Source organism: Pyrobaculum ferrireducens (genome assembly GCF_000234805.1).
Taxonomy (GTDB): domain Archaea; phylum Thermoproteota; class Thermoprotei; order Thermoproteales; family Thermoproteaceae; genus Pyrobaculum; species Pyrobaculum ferrireducens.
On sequence record NC_016645.1, the window covers coordinates 2106755 to 2126498 of the forward strand.

General features: G+C 57.9%; 23 protein-coding genes. 14 read left to right on the forward strand and 9 right to left on the reverse strand.

Annotated elements, in window-relative coordinates:
* The first annotated feature begins 50 nt into the window (after positions 1–50).
* Complete coding sequence (locus P186_RS11800) at positions 51–1217, forward strand: NAD(P)/FAD-dependent oxidoreductase (protein ID WP_014289733.1); 1167 nt, start codon at positions 51–53, stop codon at positions 1215–1217.
* 208 nt (positions 1218–1425) lie between these two features.
* A complete protein-coding gene (locus P186_RS11805; RefSeq protein ID WP_148683044.1) occupies positions 1426–1932 on the forward strand; it encodes a PaREP1 family protein in 507 nt (168 codons plus the stop codon).
* On the opposite strand, the gene P186_RS11810 is transcribed toward P186_RS11805, so the two are convergent.
* Positions 1929–3278, reverse strand: coding sequence for a DUF4349 domain-containing protein (locus tag P186_RS11810; protein WP_014289735.1), 1350 nt, complete (start codon positions 3276–3278; stop codon positions 1929–1931). The genes P186_RS11805 and P186_RS11810 overlap by 4 nt on opposite strands.
* A gap of 47 nt (positions 3279–3325) precedes the next feature.
* Positions 3326–4729, reverse strand: coding sequence for a V-type ATP synthase subunit B (locus tag P186_RS11815; protein ID WP_014289736.1), 1404 nt, complete (start codon positions 4727–4729; stop codon positions 3326–3328).
* A gap of 45 nt (positions 4730–4774) precedes the next feature.
* On the opposite strand from P186_RS11815, the gene P186_RS11820 reads away from it, so the two are divergent.
* From P186_RS11820 to P186_RS11830, 3 genes are read left to right on the forward strand one after another with little or no spacing between them, the layout of a single operon-like run.
* Positions 4775–5629 carry an NAD(P)-dependent oxidoreductase gene (locus P186_RS11820; RefSeq protein WP_014289737.1) on the forward strand — a complete coding sequence of 285 codons (855 nt, stop codon included), beginning with the start codon at positions 4775–4777 and terminating at the stop codon, positions 5627–5629.
* Positions 5630–5663: 34 nt separating this feature from the next.
* Entirely contained in the window at positions 5664–6977 is a 1314-nt protein-coding gene (locus P186_RS11825; RefSeq protein WP_148683046.1) for a CaiB/BaiF CoA transferase family protein, read from the forward strand.
* Positions 6974–8131, forward strand: coding sequence for a CoA transferase (locus tag P186_RS11830; protein WP_014289739.1), 1158 nt, complete (start codon positions 6974–6976; stop codon positions 8129–8131). The genes P186_RS11825 and P186_RS11830 overlap by 4 nt, the downstream gene beginning before the upstream one ends.
* On the opposite strand, the gene P186_RS11835 is transcribed toward P186_RS11830, so the two are convergent.
* Together P186_RS11835 and P186_RS11840 are read right to left on the reverse strand one after the other, a co-directional pair.
* The gene (locus tag P186_RS11835) at positions 8115–8387 is read right to left on the reverse strand and encodes a hypothetical protein (protein WP_014289740.1); all 273 of its coding nucleotides are present in this window, start codon (positions 8385–8387) and stop codon (positions 8115–8117) included. The two genes, P186_RS11830 and P186_RS11835, sit on opposite strands and share 17 nt — an antisense overlap.
* 29 nt (positions 8388–8416) lie before the next feature.
* Positions 8417–9106 carry a GNAT family N-acetyltransferase gene (locus tag P186_RS11840; RefSeq protein WP_014289741.1) on the reverse strand — a complete coding sequence of 230 codons (690 nt, stop codon included), beginning with the start codon at positions 9104–9106 and terminating at the stop codon, positions 8417–8419.
* Between the two features lie 25 nt (positions 9107–9131).
* Between P186_RS11840 and P186_RS11845 the strand changes: the two genes are divergently transcribed.
* Positions 9132–9902 (forward strand): tRNA pseudouridine synthase A, encoded by a 771-nt coding sequence (locus P186_RS11845; protein WP_014289742.1) that lies wholly within the window; start codon positions 9132–9134, stop codon positions 9900–9902.
* A 369-nt stretch (positions 9903–10271) separates the two neighbouring features.
* Here the strand turns inward: P186_RS11845 and P186_RS11850 are convergent, their stop codons facing one another.
* Entirely contained in the window at positions 10272–11858 is a 1587-nt protein-coding gene (locus P186_RS11850) for a hypothetical protein (RefSeq protein WP_148683047.1), read from the reverse strand.
* 381 nt (positions 11859–12239) lie between these two features.
* Here P186_RS11850 and P186_RS11855 point away from each other — a divergent pair, with 381 nt between their 5' ends.
* Complete coding sequence (locus P186_RS11855) at positions 12240–12893, forward strand: hypothetical protein (protein WP_014289746.1); 654 nt, start codon at positions 12240–12242, stop codon at positions 12891–12893.
* Here P186_RS11855 and P186_RS11860 read toward each other — a convergent pair whose 3' ends face one another.
* On the reverse strand, positions 12894–13373 hold the full coding sequence (locus tag P186_RS11860; protein WP_014289747.1) for a hypothetical protein: 480 nt from the start codon (positions 13371–13373) through the stop codon (positions 12894–12896).
* A 165-nt stretch (positions 13374–13538) separates the two neighbouring features.
* Here P186_RS11860 and P186_RS11865 point away from each other — a divergent pair, with 165 nt between their 5' ends.
* The 3 genes from P186_RS11865 to P186_RS11875 are packed head-to-tail and all read left to right on the forward strand — an operon-like array spanning position 13539 to position 15248.
* On the forward strand, positions 13539–14300 hold the full coding sequence (locus tag P186_RS11865) for an SAM-dependent methyltransferase (protein ID WP_014289748.1): 762 nt from the start codon (positions 13539–13541) through the stop codon (positions 14298–14300).
* Between the two features lie 21 nt (positions 14301–14321).
* The gene (locus tag P186_RS11870) at positions 14322–14843 is read left to right on the forward strand and encodes a hypothetical protein (RefSeq protein ID WP_014289749.1); all 522 of its coding nucleotides are present in this window, start codon (positions 14322–14324) and stop codon (positions 14841–14843) included.
* Positions 14844–14900: 57 nt separating this feature from the next.
* Entirely contained in the window at positions 14901–15248 is a 348-nt protein-coding gene (locus tag P186_RS11875; RefSeq protein WP_193383984.1) for a hypothetical protein, read from the forward strand.
* A gap of 50 nt (positions 15249–15298) precedes the next feature.
* Here the strand turns inward: P186_RS11875 and P186_RS11880 are convergent, their stop codons facing one another.
* A complete protein-coding gene (locus tag P186_RS11880) occupies positions 15299–16105 on the reverse strand; it encodes a KaiC domain-containing protein (protein ID WP_014289751.1) in 807 nt (268 codons plus the stop codon).
* Positions 16106–16150: 45 nt separating this feature from the next.
* On the opposite strand from P186_RS11880, the gene P186_RS11885 reads away from it, so the two are divergent.
* Positions 16151–16453 (forward strand): MTH1187 family thiamine-binding protein, encoded by a 303-nt coding sequence (locus P186_RS11885; RefSeq protein WP_014289752.1) that lies wholly within the window; start codon positions 16151–16153, stop codon positions 16451–16453.
* A 74-nt stretch (positions 16454–16527) separates the two neighbouring features.
* Here P186_RS11885 and P186_RS11890 read toward each other — a convergent pair whose 3' ends face one another.
* Positions 16528–16866, reverse strand: a complete 339-nt coding sequence (locus tag P186_RS11890; RefSeq protein ID WP_014289753.1) for a MazG nucleotide pyrophosphohydrolase domain-containing protein — start codon at positions 16864–16866, stop codon at positions 16528–16530.
* 81 nt (positions 16867–16947) lie between these two features.
* On the opposite strand from P186_RS11890, the gene P186_RS11895 reads away from it, so the two are divergent.
* The 3 genes from P186_RS11895 to P186_RS11905 all read left to right on the forward strand — a co-directional run bounded on the left by P186_RS11895 (position 16948) and on the right by P186_RS11905 (position 18644).
* Positions 16948–17259, forward strand: coding sequence for an FHA domain-containing protein (locus P186_RS11895; RefSeq protein WP_014289754.1), 312 nt, complete (start codon positions 16948–16950; stop codon positions 17257–17259).
* A 139-nt stretch (positions 17260–17398) separates the two neighbouring features.
* Positions 17399–17902, forward strand: a complete 504-nt coding sequence (locus P186_RS11900; protein WP_014289755.1) for a hypothetical protein — start codon at positions 17399–17401, stop codon at positions 17900–17902.
* 235 nt (positions 17903–18137) lie between these two features.
* The gene (locus P186_RS11905) at positions 18138–18644 is read left to right on the forward strand and encodes a hypothetical protein (protein WP_148683048.1); all 507 of its coding nucleotides are present in this window, start codon (positions 18138–18140) and stop codon (positions 18642–18644) included.
* Between the two features lie 39 nt (positions 18645–18683).
* On the opposite strand, the gene P186_RS11910 is transcribed toward P186_RS11905, so the two are convergent.
* Positions 18684–19736 (reverse strand): CofH family radical SAM protein, encoded by a 1053-nt coding sequence (locus P186_RS11910; protein WP_148683236.1) that lies wholly within the window; start codon positions 19734–19736, stop codon positions 18684–18686.
* Positions 19737–19744 lie beyond the last annotated feature (8 nt).

A 19744-nucleotide genomic window follows, 5' to 3' on the forward strand; every position in this document is an offset into this window, starting at 1 on the left:
TTTTATCGGTTTTTCTCAATGCTTAAAAATTACATTCGGATTCGGGTTCCATGAAGAAGGTGGTAATAGTCGGCGGGGGCATCGCGGGGTTGACTGTCGCCAAGACGCTTCTAGAGGGGAAGATGCAGGCCGAAATCACGGTGGTAAACAACGCGCCTCACTACTTCGCCGGGCCCAGCAGACCTCTTCTGCTCACAGGAGAGCAGTCGCTTGACCGCATTGTGAGGGGCTACGAAGAGGTGGCGCGCAGGGGCGTGAAGGTGGTGGTGGGTACGGTGTACTCCGTAGACCCCGCCAACAGGAGGGTTAGGCTCGTGGGGGGCTACGTGTCCGACGGCGGCGTGATGGAGCTTCAGTACGACTACCTAGTGGTGGCCCCCGGCGTGGTGCTGGACGGCTCCCAGATAACTGGCTACGACAAGTACCGAGGCAATGTGCTCAACGTCTACGACCCCGGGAGGGCGAGGCTTCTGAGGGACAAGGTGTGGAGCGCCGAGAGGGGCACCGTGGTAGTGTACGCACCTAAGGTGCCGTATAGATGCGCCCCGGCGCCTACGGAAACCGCCCTGCTGATAGACGCCGTGCTGAGGCACAGGGGGGTGAGGGACAAGTTCAAGATAATCCACATCGACGCCAACGACAAGACCCAGCCCCCCGTCATAGCAGACGTCGTCGGAGAGATATACAAAAAACAGGGCATAGAGGTGGTGACCGGCCAGGAGATTACCGAGATTGGGGAGAACTACGTGGTTACTAGAAGCGGGGAGAGGTATCAATACGACATCTTGGCGATGCTCGAGCCCAACAGGGCGCCCAAATTCGTGGCGGAGGCCGGCCTCGGGGGGCAGTGGGTAGAGGTCAGGTCGCCCCAAGACCTGCGGCACCCCAAGTTCGACGACGTGCTTGCGGCGGGGGACGCCGCAGGCCTGCAGTTCCCCAAAAACCAGGAGATTGCCTTCGAAAGCGCCCTCTTCGCCGCCAACAAGATACTAGAGATGGAGGGGCTCCCCCACAGAGCCAGCGTCCAGTACGCGTTCCTCGGCTGGGCTTACGTGGGCAACCCGGAGGGGAGGTTGCAGACGCTGTCGGTAATGTTCGGCCTAGACTTCACCACACAGCCGCCCAAACCCTCCAAAGACCCGCAGCCGAAGCGTGAATACACCGAGCGCAAAGACTCCTGGGAGCAGAGCTACCTAAAAAACCTATTCGGCCACTAATCCGTTAACAATAAGCCCTCCTTTGTGATCACTCTCCTACGAGGGGGCTTTTTTTAACTCAAAACCACAGCGTCTTGTAGAGTAGTGGAGTCAAGGGATGCATGCAAGCAGGGAGGAGATCCCATATCTAAGGAGAGACGCGGCCTATCAACATCTTTATTACAGCCTACGCTTAAGTATTTAATAGGTGCTAGGCCTTAGAATACTTATGGAGTTCCCCCTGCTGACTAAGCCGTGGAGGGACATAGAGAAGTACCGCGACGCTAGGTTGCGCGAGGCGCGGATAGAAATGAGTCTAGCGCTTGAGTTTCTAGAGGATGGGCTTCTTAGAAACGCCGCGGGTAAAGCCTTCCAGGCATGGAAGGCCTACCTAGCCGCGCAACTCGCCGAGAGGAGAGAGGCTTTAAAGAAGATCTACCCCGGCTCGAGGAGGATCAGAGTGGGGGAGGATGAGATCGAAGTGGAGGACGTCGATGTGGTTATCGCTCTGGTGCCCACTACCCATATGATAAAGCTCGCCGGAGTCGTAGGCGGCGACTCGGTGGAGTTCACTGTACTCGCCCCGAGCCTCTACCGCTACCAGTACAACGGCCCAGATCCGGAGGGCTTCTTTTCAGATATCCCCGACGACAGGTCAGCGGCCCTCCTCATCTGCCGCCTAGCCTCAAAGCTGGCGGGAGACTCAGAGCTCTACAAGAGGGTCTGCGGCGCCTAGCGGCCCCTCGCGCCTCTCTTAGCCAGCTTGTTATAGGCGTAGTAGGCCCCGTAGGCCAGCGCCCCGACTGGCGCCAGCGCCAGCAACGCCGCCAGTAGCCACACAGCCACCGTCGTCATCGCCGACAGTCCGGCCCCCAGCGCGTCTGCCAGGGGGTTCGCGGGTCTACGTAGCGAAATTATGAGCTGGGACTCCGGGGCGTATGTGAGCTCCACCCTCCTGTCCACCAGCCTGCCGGGCAGAGACTTCTCCAGCCTCTCGACCTCTTCTGTAGGCACAGACAGCCGCACCTCGCCGCTCTGCTGAGAGGCGTAGGCGGACAGCACCCTGCCCACCCCCATCCCGGCTATGCGCCTCATGGCCTCCTCCACGTTGTCGACTTCTAAAACGAGGTGTATGGAGTAGGCCCTCTTCTTCTGCACAAAGTTGACGACGACGGTGGACGTGCCGGTCGCGGAGGGGGCGGAGGCGACTTTCCTCTCCACCACGGCGCCGGGGACCTGCGCCTCCAGCTGGGCGAGCTTCGTGGTGGCCACCACAGCCTCCACACGCCCCTCCCTGCCCGCGAACTGCATAGAGCTGATCCTGCCAGCCTTGGCCACGGCGTCTACAAACTTCCTCACGGCGTCCTCGACGTCCTCCACCTCCGCCGTCAGCGTCACGTGGTAGGACACGCCCCCGCCCACGAGATGCACCACCACCGTGGCGTAGGCGATCCTCCCCGCAAGAGATCTGAGCTCAGCCTCGAGCCTCTCCACCTCTGACCTCACTCTCTTCAACTCCTGCTCCACCTTCAAAATCTCGTCTACGCTCTGCGCCCTCTGCAACAGTTCAAGCAACCGGCGCTCCGTGGCCTTCGTTGAGTTCAGCCGGGCCCACAGATCGATATACACCTCCCCCACCTCCTCCGCCTTCACTGAAAACTGGTCCACGGGGCCTATCTCCCTAACCATGGCGAGGAACTGATCCAGCCTATCGCTAGGCACCTTAACCGTGAGCCTAACCTCGCCCAGCCCACCCTCGCTCCCCGCTACGTATCCACCCACAGCCGCCGCGGCCCTCCTCACAGCCGACTCAGCCCCCTCCAAATCCTGGACAATAAGCCTAATGTACCCCTCCCTGACCTCTAGACGATCCTTGAATTCAGACGGCGCAGGTGGAGTCAAGGTCTGAGGAGTTGCGCCGGTCGCCGTCGACAAGTCTGCAGACGGGGCGCCGCGCAAGTCAAGAGCCCTCGGCGCGCCCGACGTTAGTACGGCAGACGTCGCGAGGAGGTGGGAGCCAACAAAGAGGGTGACCGCGGCCGACGCCGCGATAATTATGAGGAATAGGGTTCTACCCCTCACATGCGTCGAGGAGCCCCTACTTAAAAACGTGATGTACTCTCAGTACACTAAACCTGTACGCTCTCAAAGATGTGTCTGCGGTAGAACTTCTGGGTTATCTGCGGCCTGGCGTTGGTCAGCTCGTCCTCCGGCAGAATAGACATGACGTCCCAGCCTATGTCCAGCGTCTCCTCGAAGCTACGCCTCTCGTAGTACCCCTGTTTTATGAACTTCTGCTCGAAGGCGTCGGCGAAGCGGAGGTACCTGCGCTCCCTCCAGCCGAGGTTCCTCTCGCCCACCAACGTGGCGAGGTTTCTAATCTCGAGGGCTTTGGAGTAGGCTGCGATTAGGGTGTTGGCCACGTCTTTGTGATCCTCCCTGGTCTTCCCCTCGCCGATTGCGTCTTTGGCGAGGCGGCTCAGCGACATGATGACGTCGAAGGGCGGGTAGATCCCCTTGCCCCACATGGCGCGGCTGAGCACCAGCTGGCCCTCGGTTATGTAGCCGGTGAGGTCTGGAATGGGGTGGGTAATGTCGTCGTGGGGCATGGTCAAGATGGGGAACTGGGTCACCGAGCCCTTCCTCCCATGCGCCTTCCCAGCCCTCTCGTATATCGTCGCCAGGTCTGTATACATATAGCCGGGGTAGCCCCTCCTGCCGGGAAGCTCGCCGCGGCCCGAGGAAAGCTCCCTCAACCCCTCGCAGTAGTTAGTCATGTCCGTAATGACGACCAGGACGTGGTAGCCCAGTTGCCACGCGAGGTACTCCGCGATGGTGAGCCCCACGCGCGGGGCGAGGATGCGCTCCGCCACCGGGTCCGAGGCCAGGTTGAGGACGGCCACCGCCCTCCTGAGGGCGCCTGTCTTCCTAAACTCGTCCATGAAGAAGAGGGCCTCCTCCGTCTTGATGCCGACGCCGACAAAGACGACGGCGAAGCCCTCCTCACTCCCCCTGACCGTGGACTGCCTCACCACCTGCGCAGCCATTAGGTTGTGGGGGAGGCCGGTGCCGGAGAAAATCGGCAACTTCTGCCCCCTCACCAGTGTGTAGAGGCCGTCTATCGCCGAGATGCCCGTCTCGATAGGCTCCTCCGGGTACTCCCGGGAGTAGGGGTTGAGAGGCTCCCCGTTTACGTCTCTGAAGTCCTCGGGCGGCGGCAGAGGCATGTGATCCCTCGGCTGGCCCTTGCCGTCTAGAATCCTCCCAATCAACTGCTCGGACACGGGCATCTTAAGCGTCTTGCCGTAGAACCTCACCGTCGAGCCCTTCGCCGGGAGGCCCAGGGTACCGCCGAGCACCTGGGCCACTGCGTAGTCCGTCCCCACCTCGATTACCTGAACCCTCCTCGGCTCGCCGTCTGGCCCAACCACCTCGCCCACCTCCCCGTAGGCCACGCCCCTCGTCTTCTCAATAACTATAAGGGGGCCCTTCACCTCCCTCACAGTGGTGTAGGAAACTACCGGCGACAGCATAGGGGGTAGGAAAAACTATTTTATATACATTTGCGCACCCTCCTGATGAAAGTAGGGGTCGTGGGGCTGGGACTCATGGGTGGGCCCATGGCTATGCATCTACACAAGGCGGGCCTCCTCGCCGCGGTTTACAACAGGACTAGGTCGAAGGCGGAGCCCTTCGAGAAGTTAGGCGTCTACGTCGCCCAGTCGCCGGCAGACCTGGCGGGGAGGGTCGACGTGGTTATCGTAATGGTGTCAGACGCCCCGGACGTGGAGCACGTCCTCTTCGGCCCCGGCGGCGTGGTGGAGGGCGCCAGGCCCGGCTTGGTTGTCGTGGACATGTCGACGAACTCGCCTGAGTGGGCGCGGCGGTTTGCCGAGAGGCTGGCCCGCCACGGGGTGGAGTTTATTGACGCCCCGGTCACCGGCGGCCAGAAGGGCGCTGTTGAGGGCACCTTGACTATTATGGTGGGGGGCAGGGAGGAGTTGTTTAAGAGGCTTCTCCCGGTTTTCCAAGCCTTCGGCAGAAACATCGTCTACGTCGGCCCGGTGGGGTACGGCCAGGCGATGAAGCTGGTGAACCAGGTGGTCGTCGCGCTGAATACCGTGGCCATGGTGGAGGGACTCAGACTGGCCAAGGCCCTAGGCCTAGACATGGAGAAGGTGGCGCAGGTTTTGACGGGCGGGGCGGCGAGGTCCGGCTCCATAGAGCTCTACCTCCCGAAACTGCTGAGGGGCGACCTCTCGCCGGGTTTCAAAGCCGTCCACCTAAAGAAAGACCTAGGCTACGTAATGGAGTTGGCGAATAAAGCGAACCTATACCTCCCAGCCACTGCCATGGCCCTCGAGCTCTATAAAAAGATGGTGGAGAAGGGACTAGGTGAATTAGGTACTCACGCTCTTGGCGAAGTTTACTAGAATAATCTTTAAAAATCATTTTATTTTGTATCCTATGAATTACTTTGACGTTATAGTGACATTTTTTAAAAATCCTATAGATAGCAAGCCACTAGAGGGGGTTAAAGTTGTAGAGTTTGCCCACTACATACTGGGGCCCAACATCCCGCGCCTACTTGCGCAATTGGGGGCAGAAGTGGTTAAGGTAGAGCCCCCACCTAGGGGTGACAGGTGGAAATACGCATCTATGTGGGGCGGTAGGGGGTTTTTCAAAGGCATGAGAATTGACTACCTTTACCTCAACTCCAACAAGTACTTCCTGGGTCTTGACTTTAGGTCGGAGAAGGGCCGAGAGTTGATGCTTGAGCTCGTGAAGAGGGCAGATATCTTTGTGGAGAATATGGAACCCGGCACGCTGGATCGCTACGGCTTGGGCTACCTACAGCTGAGGGAGGTAAACCCCAGGCTCATATATGTAAGCGCCAGCGGCTACGGGCAGTTTGGCCCTCTCCACAAGTTGCCAAGTTACGACATAATTGGCCAGGCTGAGTCGGGTATTATGGACACAACCGGGTGGGAGGAGGGCGAGGTGAATGAGCTGTACAGACTGCCCGACTACCCTGGCGATTGGCTACCCTCAACCATGGCTGTAAGCGCCGTGATCGCCGCGTTGATATACCGAGTAAAAAGCGGCAGAGGCCAATACATAGATCTCTCCCAAGCGGCTAGCCTCCAGCGGTTTATGTACCACTTTGTATATATGTCGGCCACGGGCAGGAGGATGGGGAGAAGCGGCTTTTTCGACCCCTTTGCTGTGGTATCCGGCGTATTTAAAACTGCCGACGGCAAGTTCGTCGCCGTGGCGGCAATGACCGAGCGCCAAGCAAAAGCACTCGCAGAAGTTGTTCCCGGCCTTGCAGAGGCTGTTGGAGATAAGTGGAGGAGCTACAAGGCCCTAGCCGAGTGGGTTGCGAAGATGACGCTGGGGGATGTCTTAGACGTATGTAAAAAGCTGGGGGTACCTGCGCAACCTGTAATGAACGACTTTGACGTGGTGAGTGATCCATGGAGGTGGGAAAGGGGTTCGGTGGTCAAGATAGTAGATAGGCTGTATGGAGAGATCGTGGTGCCCGGGCCGGTTGTTAAGATGGCAGGCGTTGACTTAGACGTGAAGTGGGTAGCAAGGCCCGTGGGGTACCACAACAAGCTGGTGCTTAAGAAGTGGCTTGGGTACGGCGCAGAGGAGGTAGACGAGCTAGTGAAGAGAGGCGTATTGGGCTATTGGGATGGCCAGATAGGCAATACGCCGCCGCCCGGCTGGCGGGCCGAGGATGACCCTGTATACCTCGGCGAGAGGGACGAGGTATGATGGAGAGAGAAGCCACTTTGAAAGAGTTGTTTAGGCCGGAGGGCAAGCCCGTAGCGCTTGAGGGGGTCAAGGTACTGGAGATATGTGGTGTGAACTTCGGCTGTATGATCGCGGGCTCGCTTCTCCAGGAGCTGGGCGCTGAGGTCTACACGCTCTTCGACGAGGAGGCGGCGAAGATCACCGCAGAGGGCGTATATATAGAGGGGGTAGGCATCCCGTATTTCGTCGAGGGGCGCGGCAAGAGGAGGGTGACGTGGGGGGAGGTGTCATCCTTACTGCCGACGGTTGATATATTAATAGACGGATTAGGGCCTGGCAAGCTGGCGGAGAGGGGGGTGGGCTATCCCCAGCTCGCAGAAAAGTACCCGTATCTAATCTACGTCGCGGTTTCTCCCTTTGGCCACTTCCCGACGCAGAAATCAAGAGAGTATGCAAACATGCCTGACTCAGATCTCACGGGACAGGCGTACAACGGCTATATGGCCATGCTCGGAAACCCAAGCCTTCCGGAGCCCTACTCCTACCCATTGAGAGCAGGAATCTGGCTTTCGTGGGCTTTTACAGGCGCCGCGGTTGCGCTGGGGGCCCTGGCGGCTTACTGGCAGAGGCTCAAGACAGGAAAGGGACGTTTCGTAGACGTAGCTACAAACGACGTGTTGTCCGTAGTCCACCCATATCAAGTCGGCGCTGGGTTTATCCTTGGGAGGGGCAGGAGGAGATCGCCGACCATCGACGCTAATCTACACGTCACCTACACTACTGCAAAGGCAAAAGATCGCTTCGTGGCCATTGCCACGGTGATATGGCCAGAAATCGAGGCGTTCTTCGAAATAATTGGCAGGCCTGACCTCGCCGAGAAGTGGAGAGAGGCAATGACTAAGGTGGAAGAGAGGCCAGAGGAGCTCCACAGACTTGAGAAAGAGGTTTTTAACATCGTTGCGCAGATACCATCTGACGAGTTGATTAGGCGTAGCCGCGAGAAGGGAAGGCCCCCCATTGCCGTGGTTAAGACCCTAGAGGAGGTAGCGGCTCAGGAACACTGGCACATGAGACGCGCCATCATGCAGGTTGACTGCAGAGGCAAGCGGTTATTAATGCCGGGCACCCCCTACGTCCTCTCGGAGACGCCGGGCAGAGCTAATCAGCCCTGTTGATTTTATAAACCCCCTCCTCTACTTTTCTAAACGTAAATACTCCCTTTTCAGTCTTCACAGTTATCTGCCGCGGCCACCCTGACGCGTCTATCTCCACATGGAGGAATCCCGCTTCTCTAAACACATCCTCCACCTCTCTCCTCGGCAGGTCCTCCGGTATCATGACTGCGTAGCTGAACACCCCCGCCTTCACCAACTGCGCAAGCTCCCGCCTGTCCTCCGGCTCCGTGATGTCATAGAAGGACCTCGGCTCCACGGCCTCTCGACACAGCCGGGTATATAACGTTAAAGCTCCATTGAGTACAGGACGTGGGCGGCGTAGCGCTCTCTGTATCCCTCCGGGCTTAGGGATGTGACGTCTTGATCGGGGTTGCCCTGGGCGGCGCCGAAGGAGAACCTGCCTATATACAGCGACTCGCCGAGACACGGCCTGCCCCGCGCCAGTAGCTCCCACGGAGTCACGGCGGTGCAGACCCAAGGCTCGTCGGGGAGGCAGGCGTAGCCCCTGCTACGCCCAAGGGCCTCGGCCAGCGCCTCGTAGGCCTCGGCGCCCTCCAGACACCTGCCGCCCCGGCCCCCCGCCGGCCTCCCGCCGTAGATATACAGCCGGGCCTTGAAGCCCACCTTCCTCACCAAGTTGTGGCTTGGGCCGTTCCACTCCGCCACTAGGAGGGTGGCTATAGACGCGCCGGCCCGCCTCGCCTCGTCCACCAGAAACCTCGTCATGGCCTCCCCAATGCCTCTGCCCCTCAGATCGGGCCTAACCCTGAGGCCCCGGAGGTAGGCCGACTTCCCCACTAGCAACATAGAGGCAACCGCGGCGATCCCGCCGTCCAGAAGCGCCACGTAGGCGTTGCCGTCGGCCACCCACCGCCCAATTACCCTCGGGATGTAGTCGCCCCACTCCCACGTGTCCATTGTGAAGGCCACGATCTCGGCGACGTCCTCCTCCCTCGCCTTCCTAAAAGTGAGCATTTAAGAGCCGGATTTATGCAGATATATGCCTTACCTATACCGCATCGCCTACGACGGCACACTCTTTTATGGATTTACGGGCCACCCCAACTCCCTGGAGCCCCGGCTGAAGGCGGCCTTCGGCGAGATACTGGGCAAAGGTAGCAGGACAGACCCCGGCGTATCCGCAGTAGCCAACGCGGTGCTGGCCCCCCAGAAGCTACACATCGGCTACGTCAACTCGAAGCTTCCGAGAGGCGTCTGGGCGTGGGCCGTGGCAGAGGTGCCCCCGGGCTTCAACCCCAGGCGGGCCAAGAGGAGGCGATATCTATACGTCGCCCCGCACTGGGGCGAGGACGTCGACGTCATGCGGGACGCCGCCAAGCTCCTCGCCGGCACCCACGACTACAGCTCTTTTATACAGCGCCGCGGAGACAAGACCACGCCAACCATAACCACCGTGGAGAGTATAGACGTGGAGCTGAGGGGCCCCCTCATATACCTACACTTCGCGGGGAGGGGCTTTAGAAACAAGATGATCCGCAAGATGGCATGGGCAATTCTAGCCACGGGCCGCGGCGTCTTGAGGCTAGAGGATGTAGAAGACCTCCTGAAGAGGCCAAGGCCAGGCGCGGTGCCCAGCGCCCCGGCGGAGGGGCTCTTGTTGCTGGACATTGAGTACGACGTGGAGTTCCAAGTCGACCTAGCCGCCCTCAGAAAAGCCTACACATACTTCCTAGAGAAGTATAGATACGCAACAGCCCACGCCGCGGCGCTGAAGGCCGCGGGCGAGGCACTGGCCATGTGGGAGAGGTAGGTCTTAAAAGAGGAATTAGGCGGAGCCCGGCGAGAAAGCCAGACGGAGGCCGCGTAGCTGAGGCCGTCGTTTATATATGTGACAAGGCGGAGGCGGCGTAGCCGAGGACGCAGGATGGGAATACAAGAAATACAGACGCCAGACGCGCCAAGAAGGCCTCACTCATCCGCTGGAGGAGCGGCGGTAAAAGCCCTCCCAAGGCCGGGAACCGCCGCAACCCGCCTCGGCAACCGCGGAATCTCTTCTCCAGCTATGGCTACATCAGCCCACACGCCACCGCGTGTTGATTCGTAGCTGTGACAACCCACAGCGCCAGCCAAAACTCTCGTCGTGACAACCACTAGACAATAAAAAATTAAAACAATGGTTTTAACAATTGTCGTAGGCTCCGGGTCTTATAAACAAGGCAGGTACATAGGCCTCGACACCTATAGACTCCAGGTAGGTCAGTATGCCCATACCCCTTGTCTCGTAGTATACAGGACGTGTATAGCTAATGGCTATAAAGCCATTAATATGCTCACTAGTCTTGTAATTCACGTCAATCGACGTCGCTATCGGTAATAAATAGCAGTAGCCAGCGGCGCAAGCCGCTCCGCCTAGTAGTGAAAGGAAGGGCTGGGCAAGGGATAAGGACCCACCCCTCTGTACAACTGCGTAGTTCTCGTAGGCGATGCCCACGCCGCATCCGCTACCTATGGTGAATCTTGATATGGGATATTCCTGGGTGTTGAAAAGTGCTGAGATGTACTCGATGTCTGGCGTGTTGACCGCGGCTTTTGGATACCACCAGTATATCCCATCACCCTTGGATTCTGCATACGGCACGGCCCATAGGCCGTACACGGTATCTTCCTTGTACCGGGGTTGCCTCGTCCAGCCACTACCATTCCATTCATACACAACCCACCAAATTTCATACGTAACTATCCACACCGTGCCGGAGGCCCCCACCCCCAGCGAGGCGACGGACCCCCTAGAATACCTAGGCGGGGTGTCAAACTGATTACCGCGCAGAATGTCAAAGCAACTCGGAGAAATAGGCGAGGAATCTGGCGTAAATGAGCAACCTAGCGACATTAACGGTACGGAGGAGCTAAGCGTTACTGAGAAGCCGTATTTAAACAAGTAGTACTTCCCTTTGCTAAGAGGAATTCCCCCCAGAGGCAGAGTTATCTTAAGGCCAGTTTTTTTATCAACTATAATTATTGAATATACTTCTACGTAACCGCTATATAGCGTGTCGTAGTTTGTGAGATATGCCACTAGGGTGGGTATTAGCTGGTTTGTTAAAGCCTGGCTCGACACCAGCACCCACTCTATACATAAATATGAAAAGCCGGGTTGTGGGTATTGTGGACAGCTGGGGTTCTGAATTTTAGGCGGCGGAGTCGACTGTAGCTGTTGTTTCTGCGTCTGCGACGTGGATTGGCTCCCGTCTTTTTTGCGGTATGTGACGATCTGGGGCTTGAATTCTACGAATACCTCTATCTTATTTGGCCTCTCTGGCCTCAGCGGGATTGAGATGAGCATTCTCTCGACGGCGACGTGGGTCTCGTTGTGCTCTGTCTCTCTCAGCAAGTCTATCATGAGGCCGAACTCTACGTCTTTGGGCTTGTAGCCGTGTTCAGCCGCAATATTGGCTAGCTCCGCGTAGTAGCGGCCTAGCTTAACGCCCCCCCTCCCCCTCACCGCGGCGCCGGATTTAGGCCCCCCAACCGGGCCCACCACAGCAAAGGCGTAGTCCCTATTTGAGGGCCTCCCATTTTCAAATACTGTTATGCTTATCTCATCTTCATCTCCAGACGAGGAGATCTTAACGTAGCCCCAAGGCTCCTTAAGCACCTCGCCGCCAAGTAAAGACAGAGGAGGCATTGCCGAAAACTTAGGCGCCGTCACGAAGGCTAAGGCCGCGGCCAGAGCCAAAACCAGCCCTACAAAGTAGGTACGTAGCACACAGAGATCTAAAGGCCCCCTTTTAAGCAATTCCATAGTGTTAACTACGGAATGGTATTACTTATTTCATTTTTATGCTAGATATATTGTAACTAAAAATTGAAAATATAGGTACGGGCCAAGGATCTGGGTGATCGTTATGTACCCCGACCGCACTCGGTCGGCGGCGCCGCAGGTCAAGTAGAGGTGTTGCGGGCGGTGGGCGTGGCCAAGAAATGGCGGAAAATACTCCGAGGCGTTGCCGCTGATAATAGCTACAGACTGGCGGCATGTGCAGATTACTGACATACATAACTGCCCACGTTGCGGCGCTGAGGGTGGCGGGCGAGGCGTTGGCCGTGTGGGAGAGGTAGATTTTAAATAGGGAATTGGTGTATAGCCATGGGTTACTACTACTGCGACTTCGACGCGGCGGCGGCGGCGATAGACTCCATGCTGAGCGAGTTGGTCAAGGAGCAGCTGGGGGAGGTGCCCCGGGGGGAGTTGGAGGCGCTGAGGGAATTTGTATTTAGGGACTTTATGCACTATTTAGCCACGAGGGCTGGTATATACAACTGGGGGAGGTTTTCGGAACAGAAGGCGCGCTTGCGCCTCTGTATGTATGTAGAGAGGATGTGGGGGAGGCTTTGGGAAATCGCGGCGGAGTGGTTCAACTTGTGGAAGCTTAAGTGGAACCAGAGGGTGAGGCTTGTCTTCTCAGAGGAGGAGTTTAAGAGGGCTACCCAGTCGGTGAAGTGGAGCGCCGACCTCGACACCGCGTTGAAGAAGATAAACCTCACCGAACTGCGGCTGTTCGTCATCGCCAACCTCGTGAGGAACGGGGAGGTGGCCGGGGTGGAGCAGATAGCCGACTACATAATTAGAGACGAGCTAAACGCCATTGTGGAGAGGTACGGCGCCGAGAAGGCCGTGGATATGTATAAAAGCGGCAAGCTAGCCGCGAGAATCCTCGAGAGGATATCAGCGTTGAGGAAGATGACGGATCCCGTCCTCCTCCTGAAGTTCGACTTCAGCAGAGTCCAGCACCCCCCCTAGTCATCTAATAAAGATCTTCGTCTCCTTCGACACGTATGCGGGCTCCCTCGGCGAAATCTCCCTCACCAGGAGCTTAACCCAGCTCCCGTCCTCCGCCTGTACAAAACCTGTGAAGTTTGTAAATACCGGCACCCTGTAGACAATCATGAGGTTGACGAGCTTCATTAGCTGGTCGGCGTCCAGCGCCCTGGCCGCCTCCACCCCCATAGCCACAGATCCCGCCTCGTATACCCTGCTCAGCCTCTTAATCAACACAGTTCTGAAGCCGCTCACCGCCATGTAGACGTCCACCGTAAGCAACAGCCCCGCCTTGACCGTCTCAACCACCTCCACTACCCGGGCCGAGGAGACCCCGGCCTTGCTCTCAATCCGCAAGCCGTCGCCCACCCTCACCCCCAGCGCCCTGGCGAGGTCCACCCCCAGCCAGGCCTTGAACCCCACCTCCTCGGTATAGCCGTAGAGCCTCGCAACGGCGTACATCGCGACAGCTTTTCAAAACCCAAATATAAGCTTAATGAATATATCAACAAGAAAGGCGGGGCGCAGACGCCTACGGTAAGCCTCTGTTACATACGTCCCTGCATCTGCGCCACATAGCGGCGGGTAGCCGCTTAACATGTTTTTAAGAGGTGTCCACCTCCCGCCGTGTTTTTCCTCGTGGGGGTCGGGCCGGGGCCCGGCTACATTACGGAGGTAGCGGCTAGAATTATACGGGAGGCCGACTGCGTCTTTTACGAAGACTACACCGGTCCTCTCGACGTGGAGGGGCTGAGGAGGGTGGCCAGGTCTGAGCCTGTGCGGCTCACCCGCCGCGACTTGGAGGAGGAGTCTGGTAGGAAAATTTTCGAGTGCCTGAGAGAAGGCCGCCGGGCTGTGCTGGTCACCGCCGGCGACCCCGCCCTCGCCACGGCGCACAGCGCCTTGGTGGCCCTCGCCAGGTCAAGGGGTTACCGGGCGGAGGTGGTGCCCGGGGTGTCTATCATATGCGCCGCCTTCTCCGTCAGCTGCCTGTCGATATACAAGATGGGGGGTGTGGCCACCGTGACGTACCCAAGAGGCGGCGTCTACTCCACAAGGCCCTACGAGCTGGTGGAGCAAAACCTGAAGCGGGGCTTCCACACCCTCCTCCTACTCGACGTCAGAGAAGACGGCGCGTTCATGCCGCCTAGAGACGCCGCCGCGGTGTTGATGCAGCTAGAGGAGCGGGAGAGGCGCGGCGTCTTCACCCCCGCTCTGCCGGTGGTTGTGGTGTACCGCCTCGGCTGGGGAGGCTCGGCGCTGTACACCACCCTCGGCGACTTGGCAACCAGCGGCATCGAGGGGCCGGCAGTCGTCATAGTCCCCTCCCAGCTGAGCCCGGTGGAGAGGGAATGCGTCGAGGGGCTCGCCAGGCGCCAAGCCGTTTAAATACCACCTTATGTATATGCCGTGGGTGAGGACATAACCCCGGTATACGCCCAGGGGTTCTACATCGTGAGCCGCGGCGTGGTTAACATGGTGATTATCTTCGACTACTTGGATAGGGGGCAGTACTACCACAGCCTGCTTAGACGTGGGGGCGACGCCTTAGCTAGAGAGATTTCTACTGTGTGGGAGAATATGCAGAGGTTTATGGACGAGGAGATTGTGCGAATCAACGGGGAGAGGGTGAGGCCCGTAATCCACGACGTGTATATCGGCTTGAGGGGGGCGCCGACTAGGCCATACATCACCTTCCTAGGCTCGTTCCCGGCGCCGCTGAGGGAGGGCGAGAACCTCTACGAGAACTACTACGAGGAGGAGGTGGCTGACTACGACTACGAGGCTGTGTGGGTGTTTCCCCAGGGCGTGGAGGTGATGGAGTGGCACTTCGGCGGCGAGGTGGAGACCCCCGAGCCCAACATACTAAGAGTCCGCGTGGCGAAGGGCACCAACGTGGGGGGTAGGGAGTATATAAAGTTCAGGTTATAGACGGGGAGTACGCACCTCTCCGACTCCATGCTTAAAAAACTACCCAGCTACATAGGTGTGGATGCGTGGTATAGGCTGAGGTATCTCTGGGCTAGTCTAGTGTTTAGAAACAAGCCCGTAATCCGCAGAGTCAAGCCTGTGGAGGAGCTAATCGACGAAGTCGTGAGGCACTGCCCCAGGCCCTACCGGATGATGTGCTTCACAGCGGCGAGGGAACTCAACCTCAGCCTCCCGGCGATAGCCAGCTCCGGCAGAGACGTGCCGACCGCCGTGGCGCTGGCGCTTGAAGACGTCACCTCGGGAGACGCAGAATTGCCGCGCTTATGGCGTTACATAAAAACAGGCGACCCCGGCACAGACCCGGCGGAGCTGTTAAAAAAGTGGAGAAAGGCATTTAAGCCCTGAGGACCTCCAAACTCGCCTCAGTTCTCCAGATCCGGTGCCGGAGCCGCTTTTTACGAGATTTTCTCAAGGACTAGGCCCCTCCCGGACTCTATCCTCACTTTGAAGGCCTTGGTTTCGTGGGCGGTCATTCTCATCTTCTTTATTATCAGCCACCTCCGCACCTCCTTGGCTGTCTCCACCTCGTCCATCCACATGTGTATCACCCCGTCGGCGATGTGTTCAAGGCCGAAGCCGTAGGCCTGCCTCGTGGTCGGGGCGTACTGGCTGGTGAGGAGCGCCGTCACGTTGTCTCGGTGGGTGGCTATCTTCAGCTGGTAGCTGTACTTCCTAGCCATGACGGGCTTATCCACCCAGAAGGCCGACATGGAGTCGATGACGAGCCTCACGTGCCGCTCCGGCGTGCCCCTCTCCCCCGCCACGGCTAGTATCTTATAGGCCTCGTTGATGGCCTCGATAAGGGTGTCGATGGAGAGGGCGGCGTAGCGCCTAACCTTCTCCGGGCTCTCCTCCCTGGCCCTCTCGGTGAGTTGTCTAGCCACCTTCAAAAGTCCGAATATATCGATCACCACGATCTCGGGTAGCTCCTCCGGCTCCTTCCTCCACGCGATGTTGTAGGCGGCGTACTGGGCTAAGTCCATGCCCAGCTGCTTGGCCTGCTCCATGACGTCTCTAAACTCCTGCTCTGTGGTGACGTAGACCACGGGGTCGCCGGCCCTCAGCCCCGCATATGCGAAGTGGATGCATAGAATAGATTTGCCCACCCCCGGCTCCCCCGTGGCCACCACCCAGGAGCCCTGGGGTATGCCCCCCTCCAGCGCTCTGTCCAGCTCCTCCACACCCGTGGAAATCCTCTTCACAGGTACACCCTTGTTAGTGTTTAAAAAGGAGTTTAAGGAAATGCCATGGCTAAGATGGTTGTAAGCCTCTCGGTAGTCCCCCTGGGCACCGGCACCCCGAGCCTGTCTAAATACGTGGCGAGGGTAACCGAGGTCATAAAGACGTCTGGATTTAGGTACAGGACGGGGGCCGGCTTCACCGACATAGAGCTCGACAGCTACCAGCAACTCGCAAACCTCCTCGAGAATATTGAAAAGACGCTGACTGACATGGGCGTGCAGAGGATATCTATCACGATCAAAATCGACCGCCGGCTCGACAAGGAGCTACACATCGAGGAGAAGATAGCTAAGGCCGAAGGTTTATAAACCTGGGCGTACTCCAAGGAGGCAGGATCGGCCCCGGAGACGGCCCGCCGGGCCGCCGGTGATAGGGGCTCCGGCTAAAACCTCCTCCTATTCTTTTCAAGCTTTTCGAAATAGGCCTTCTCGAGATCTACCCCCAGGAGCCCGGCTATGGTGAGCGTGTAGATAAACACGTCTGTCAACTCCTCGACGAGGGCGTCCCGCACGTCGCTTAGCTTCACGTCGCCGTGTCCATACACGGCGCTTCTCACCACCTTCTTCACGAGGTTAGCCGCCTCCCCCACCTCGCCGGCGAGGGCATTCGTCAAGTACTCAAGCCTCAGCGCCAGATCTCTCTCGTCCTTAACATCCCAAAACCTGGGGAACTTCTCCCTCGAAAAGGCTGTCTGTATCTCTACAAGCTTGGCGAGGTCCACCAAGTATACGCCGCGGCGGCGTATATATCAGGGACGTTGCAAAATAAGTAATGGCCAAAAAATACGCACGCCGCCGCCTTCATGGAGATCTACACCGTAGAGATCTACCCCCAGTACCTCCTTCTGAAGACGAGAGACGGGAGGGCGACCTACAAAGTAGACGGCTACAGAGTGTTTGGGAGGGGTGACTTCATGTGGCATCCCCACAGCATATACATATCACGCCGCCACTTTGCCGTGGGGCGCCAGGGCGGGGGATACTTCATAGAGGATCTGGGGAGCACCAACGGGACTTTTGTAAACGGGGTAGACATCAGAGGCGTGGGACGCGTCGATATTAAGCCCGGAGATGTTATAAACGTGGCCAACGTGGTAGAGCTATTGGTAGACTAGCATTTAGTTTATTTAACTCCGGGGGCCGGCATGCCTATCTTAAGATTTCGGCGAGTTTTTCTGCGCATAAAGTCCTCAATCTCAGATAGTGGCTTATCATCAATTCTCTCAAGGCGAATTCCGATCCCAGCAACGTTATGTGTCTGTGTTTGCCGCTGTGGCGTTGCCGGTTGCCGCCGGGGCTGGGCCTGATCCTCTAAGCGGCGTGGATGTGTCTGGGAAGGCTGTTAACTACGTTGGGGGCCGCACGACGCCTCGGGGTAGGATCGCGGCTCTTTCCCACTACGACGTGTTGAAGACTACTGAGCCGCTGACGTGTTCAGACGGCGCCGCCAACTTCACATGTCTACTCTCCAAGACAGAGACAGTGGCTAAGGCTGGCGCCACGTCGGATATCACAGAGGGGCGATTAGAGAGCCATTACGTAGGTGTTGGCTACGGTAATGTTAAAGTCTTGGGCTTATTAAAAGCCCATATGAGATGCCGAGATGGTGACAACGGCTCGCCTGTGTACAGAAGAGGGTGGCCAATCGGATTCAATAGTGTTAAGATTTATGCTTACGGCGTTGTGTCAGGCGCCTATGGTTATGTGTGCTTCTTTAGCTCACTTATAGCGCACCATCTGTATGTTAAATATGCGTAAAAAATATTTTGTTGTTACACTAATTTTGATTTTTCTATTAATAAGTTATATCTATGGCTATGACCCGTTTTGGTTTTTCCATAGTTATATTCATAACCTGTATATGACTCTCCATATTTTATATATTAATTTATTTGTTAATGAAAAAGATGTGTGTTTTGTGAATTTTGATGTGTCCTGTACATCTGTGGGCAATATATCTGGTGTCGTGTATGGCCCTTGTGAGTACGGCGGTGTGGTTGAGGCCCCGCGCCCAGTGGAGGCGCGGAATTTCAGGTGCGTAGCCGCTGGGCGTGTTGGCAATAAGACGGCGGTGGTGTTTGTAGGTAAAGTAGTCACCGGCTATCCAGATCCCGAGGCGCCGTTTGACCTGCACCTAAAACAGCTTTGCGCCAACAAGAGGGGGTTCTACGCCTTCCCGCTTGCGCTTGTTGGCTACGACGCCGTGTATGTGATATACCCCGAGGACGGCGTGGGCTACCTCACCTTTGCCTACAACTATATGTGGTTTAACCATACCCACTTCCTCTTCACCAGCGACGGTGTCTATGTGAAGGCCTTGCTTACACTCCCCGTGTCTAACAGATCCGTGGCTCTCGAAACGGGGGTCAAGACTGAGGTTATGGGCCAGGTGTTGAGAAACTGCGCTTATAGGTTGCTGGTGCCGAATTTCGACATGGCTAAGCTAAAAGTAGGCGCGCCGCTTTACAACACTTCTGGGTTCTACATAAAGGTGGGGTGAGGCGCCGCCGAGGCTCTGCGGAGAGGTTCGGAGGGCGGTCTAGAGGTGCGCCAGTATTCTGTGGAAGGTGTCTCTCAGCGCCGGCCTCTTCCCGGCCTCCCTGGCGATGGCGGCCAGCTCCTCCACCGAGGCGCTGTGCCTCGCACCGGCTGAGGTGAGGACGGCTTCGTTGTACATGGTCCCTACGAGGTCGTTCGCCCCGGCGAGGAGGAGCGTCGAGGCTAGCTTCTTACCGACGGAGAGCCAGTAGGCCCCCACCTTGAGGGCGCCCCCCAGTATCAGCCTAGCTATTGCCACCACCTTTACGTCGTATGTAGAGGGGGCTGGCCGGGTCACCACGCCTCTGGCGTGTAGCTCGGTGTTGAGGGGGTTGAACTTGACGGGTATAAACAGCATCAAGCCGCCGGTCTTCTCCTGGAGCTCTTTTACGCGGAAGATGTGGTCCACCACGTGCTCCTCCCTCTCGACGTGGCCGTAGAGCATGGTGGCGTTGCTGGGGATGCCCAGCTTGTGGGCGACCTCCGCTATCTGTATCCACTCCTCGCCGGAGATTTTGTGGGGGGACACCACCCTCCTCACCTCGTCGGCGAAGATCTCCGCGCCGCCCCCCGATATGGCGTCGAGACCTGCGTCCCTCCACCGGGCCAGCACCTCCCCCCAGCTCATCCCCCAGAGCTTTGCGTAGTACGCCACCTCCGCCATTGTGGGGCCTTTGATGACGACGCGCGGCGCCCTCTTCTTCACAGCCTTGAAAAGCTCGTCGAAGTACTCGGGCTTTAGGAACGGGTTGAAGCCGCCGTTGACGTGTAGCTCCGTCACCCCCAGCTCCTTGGCGAAGCGCTCCACAAGCGCCCCCACCTCCTCAGGGCTCCTTAGGTAGCCCTCTCCGTGGCCGGGGAGTCTGTAGAAGGCGCATATGGGGCACTTAGCCACGCATATGTTTGTGTAGTTTATCACTACGTTGTTGACGAAGGTCACCACGTCGCCGAAGAGCTTCTGCGTATAGAGGTGCGCCGCCTCTGCCAAGGTGAAGAAGTCTACCTCGCGCATTAGGTAGACGGCGTCGCCCCTGTCCAAGCCCCTCGCGGCCATCTCCAGAA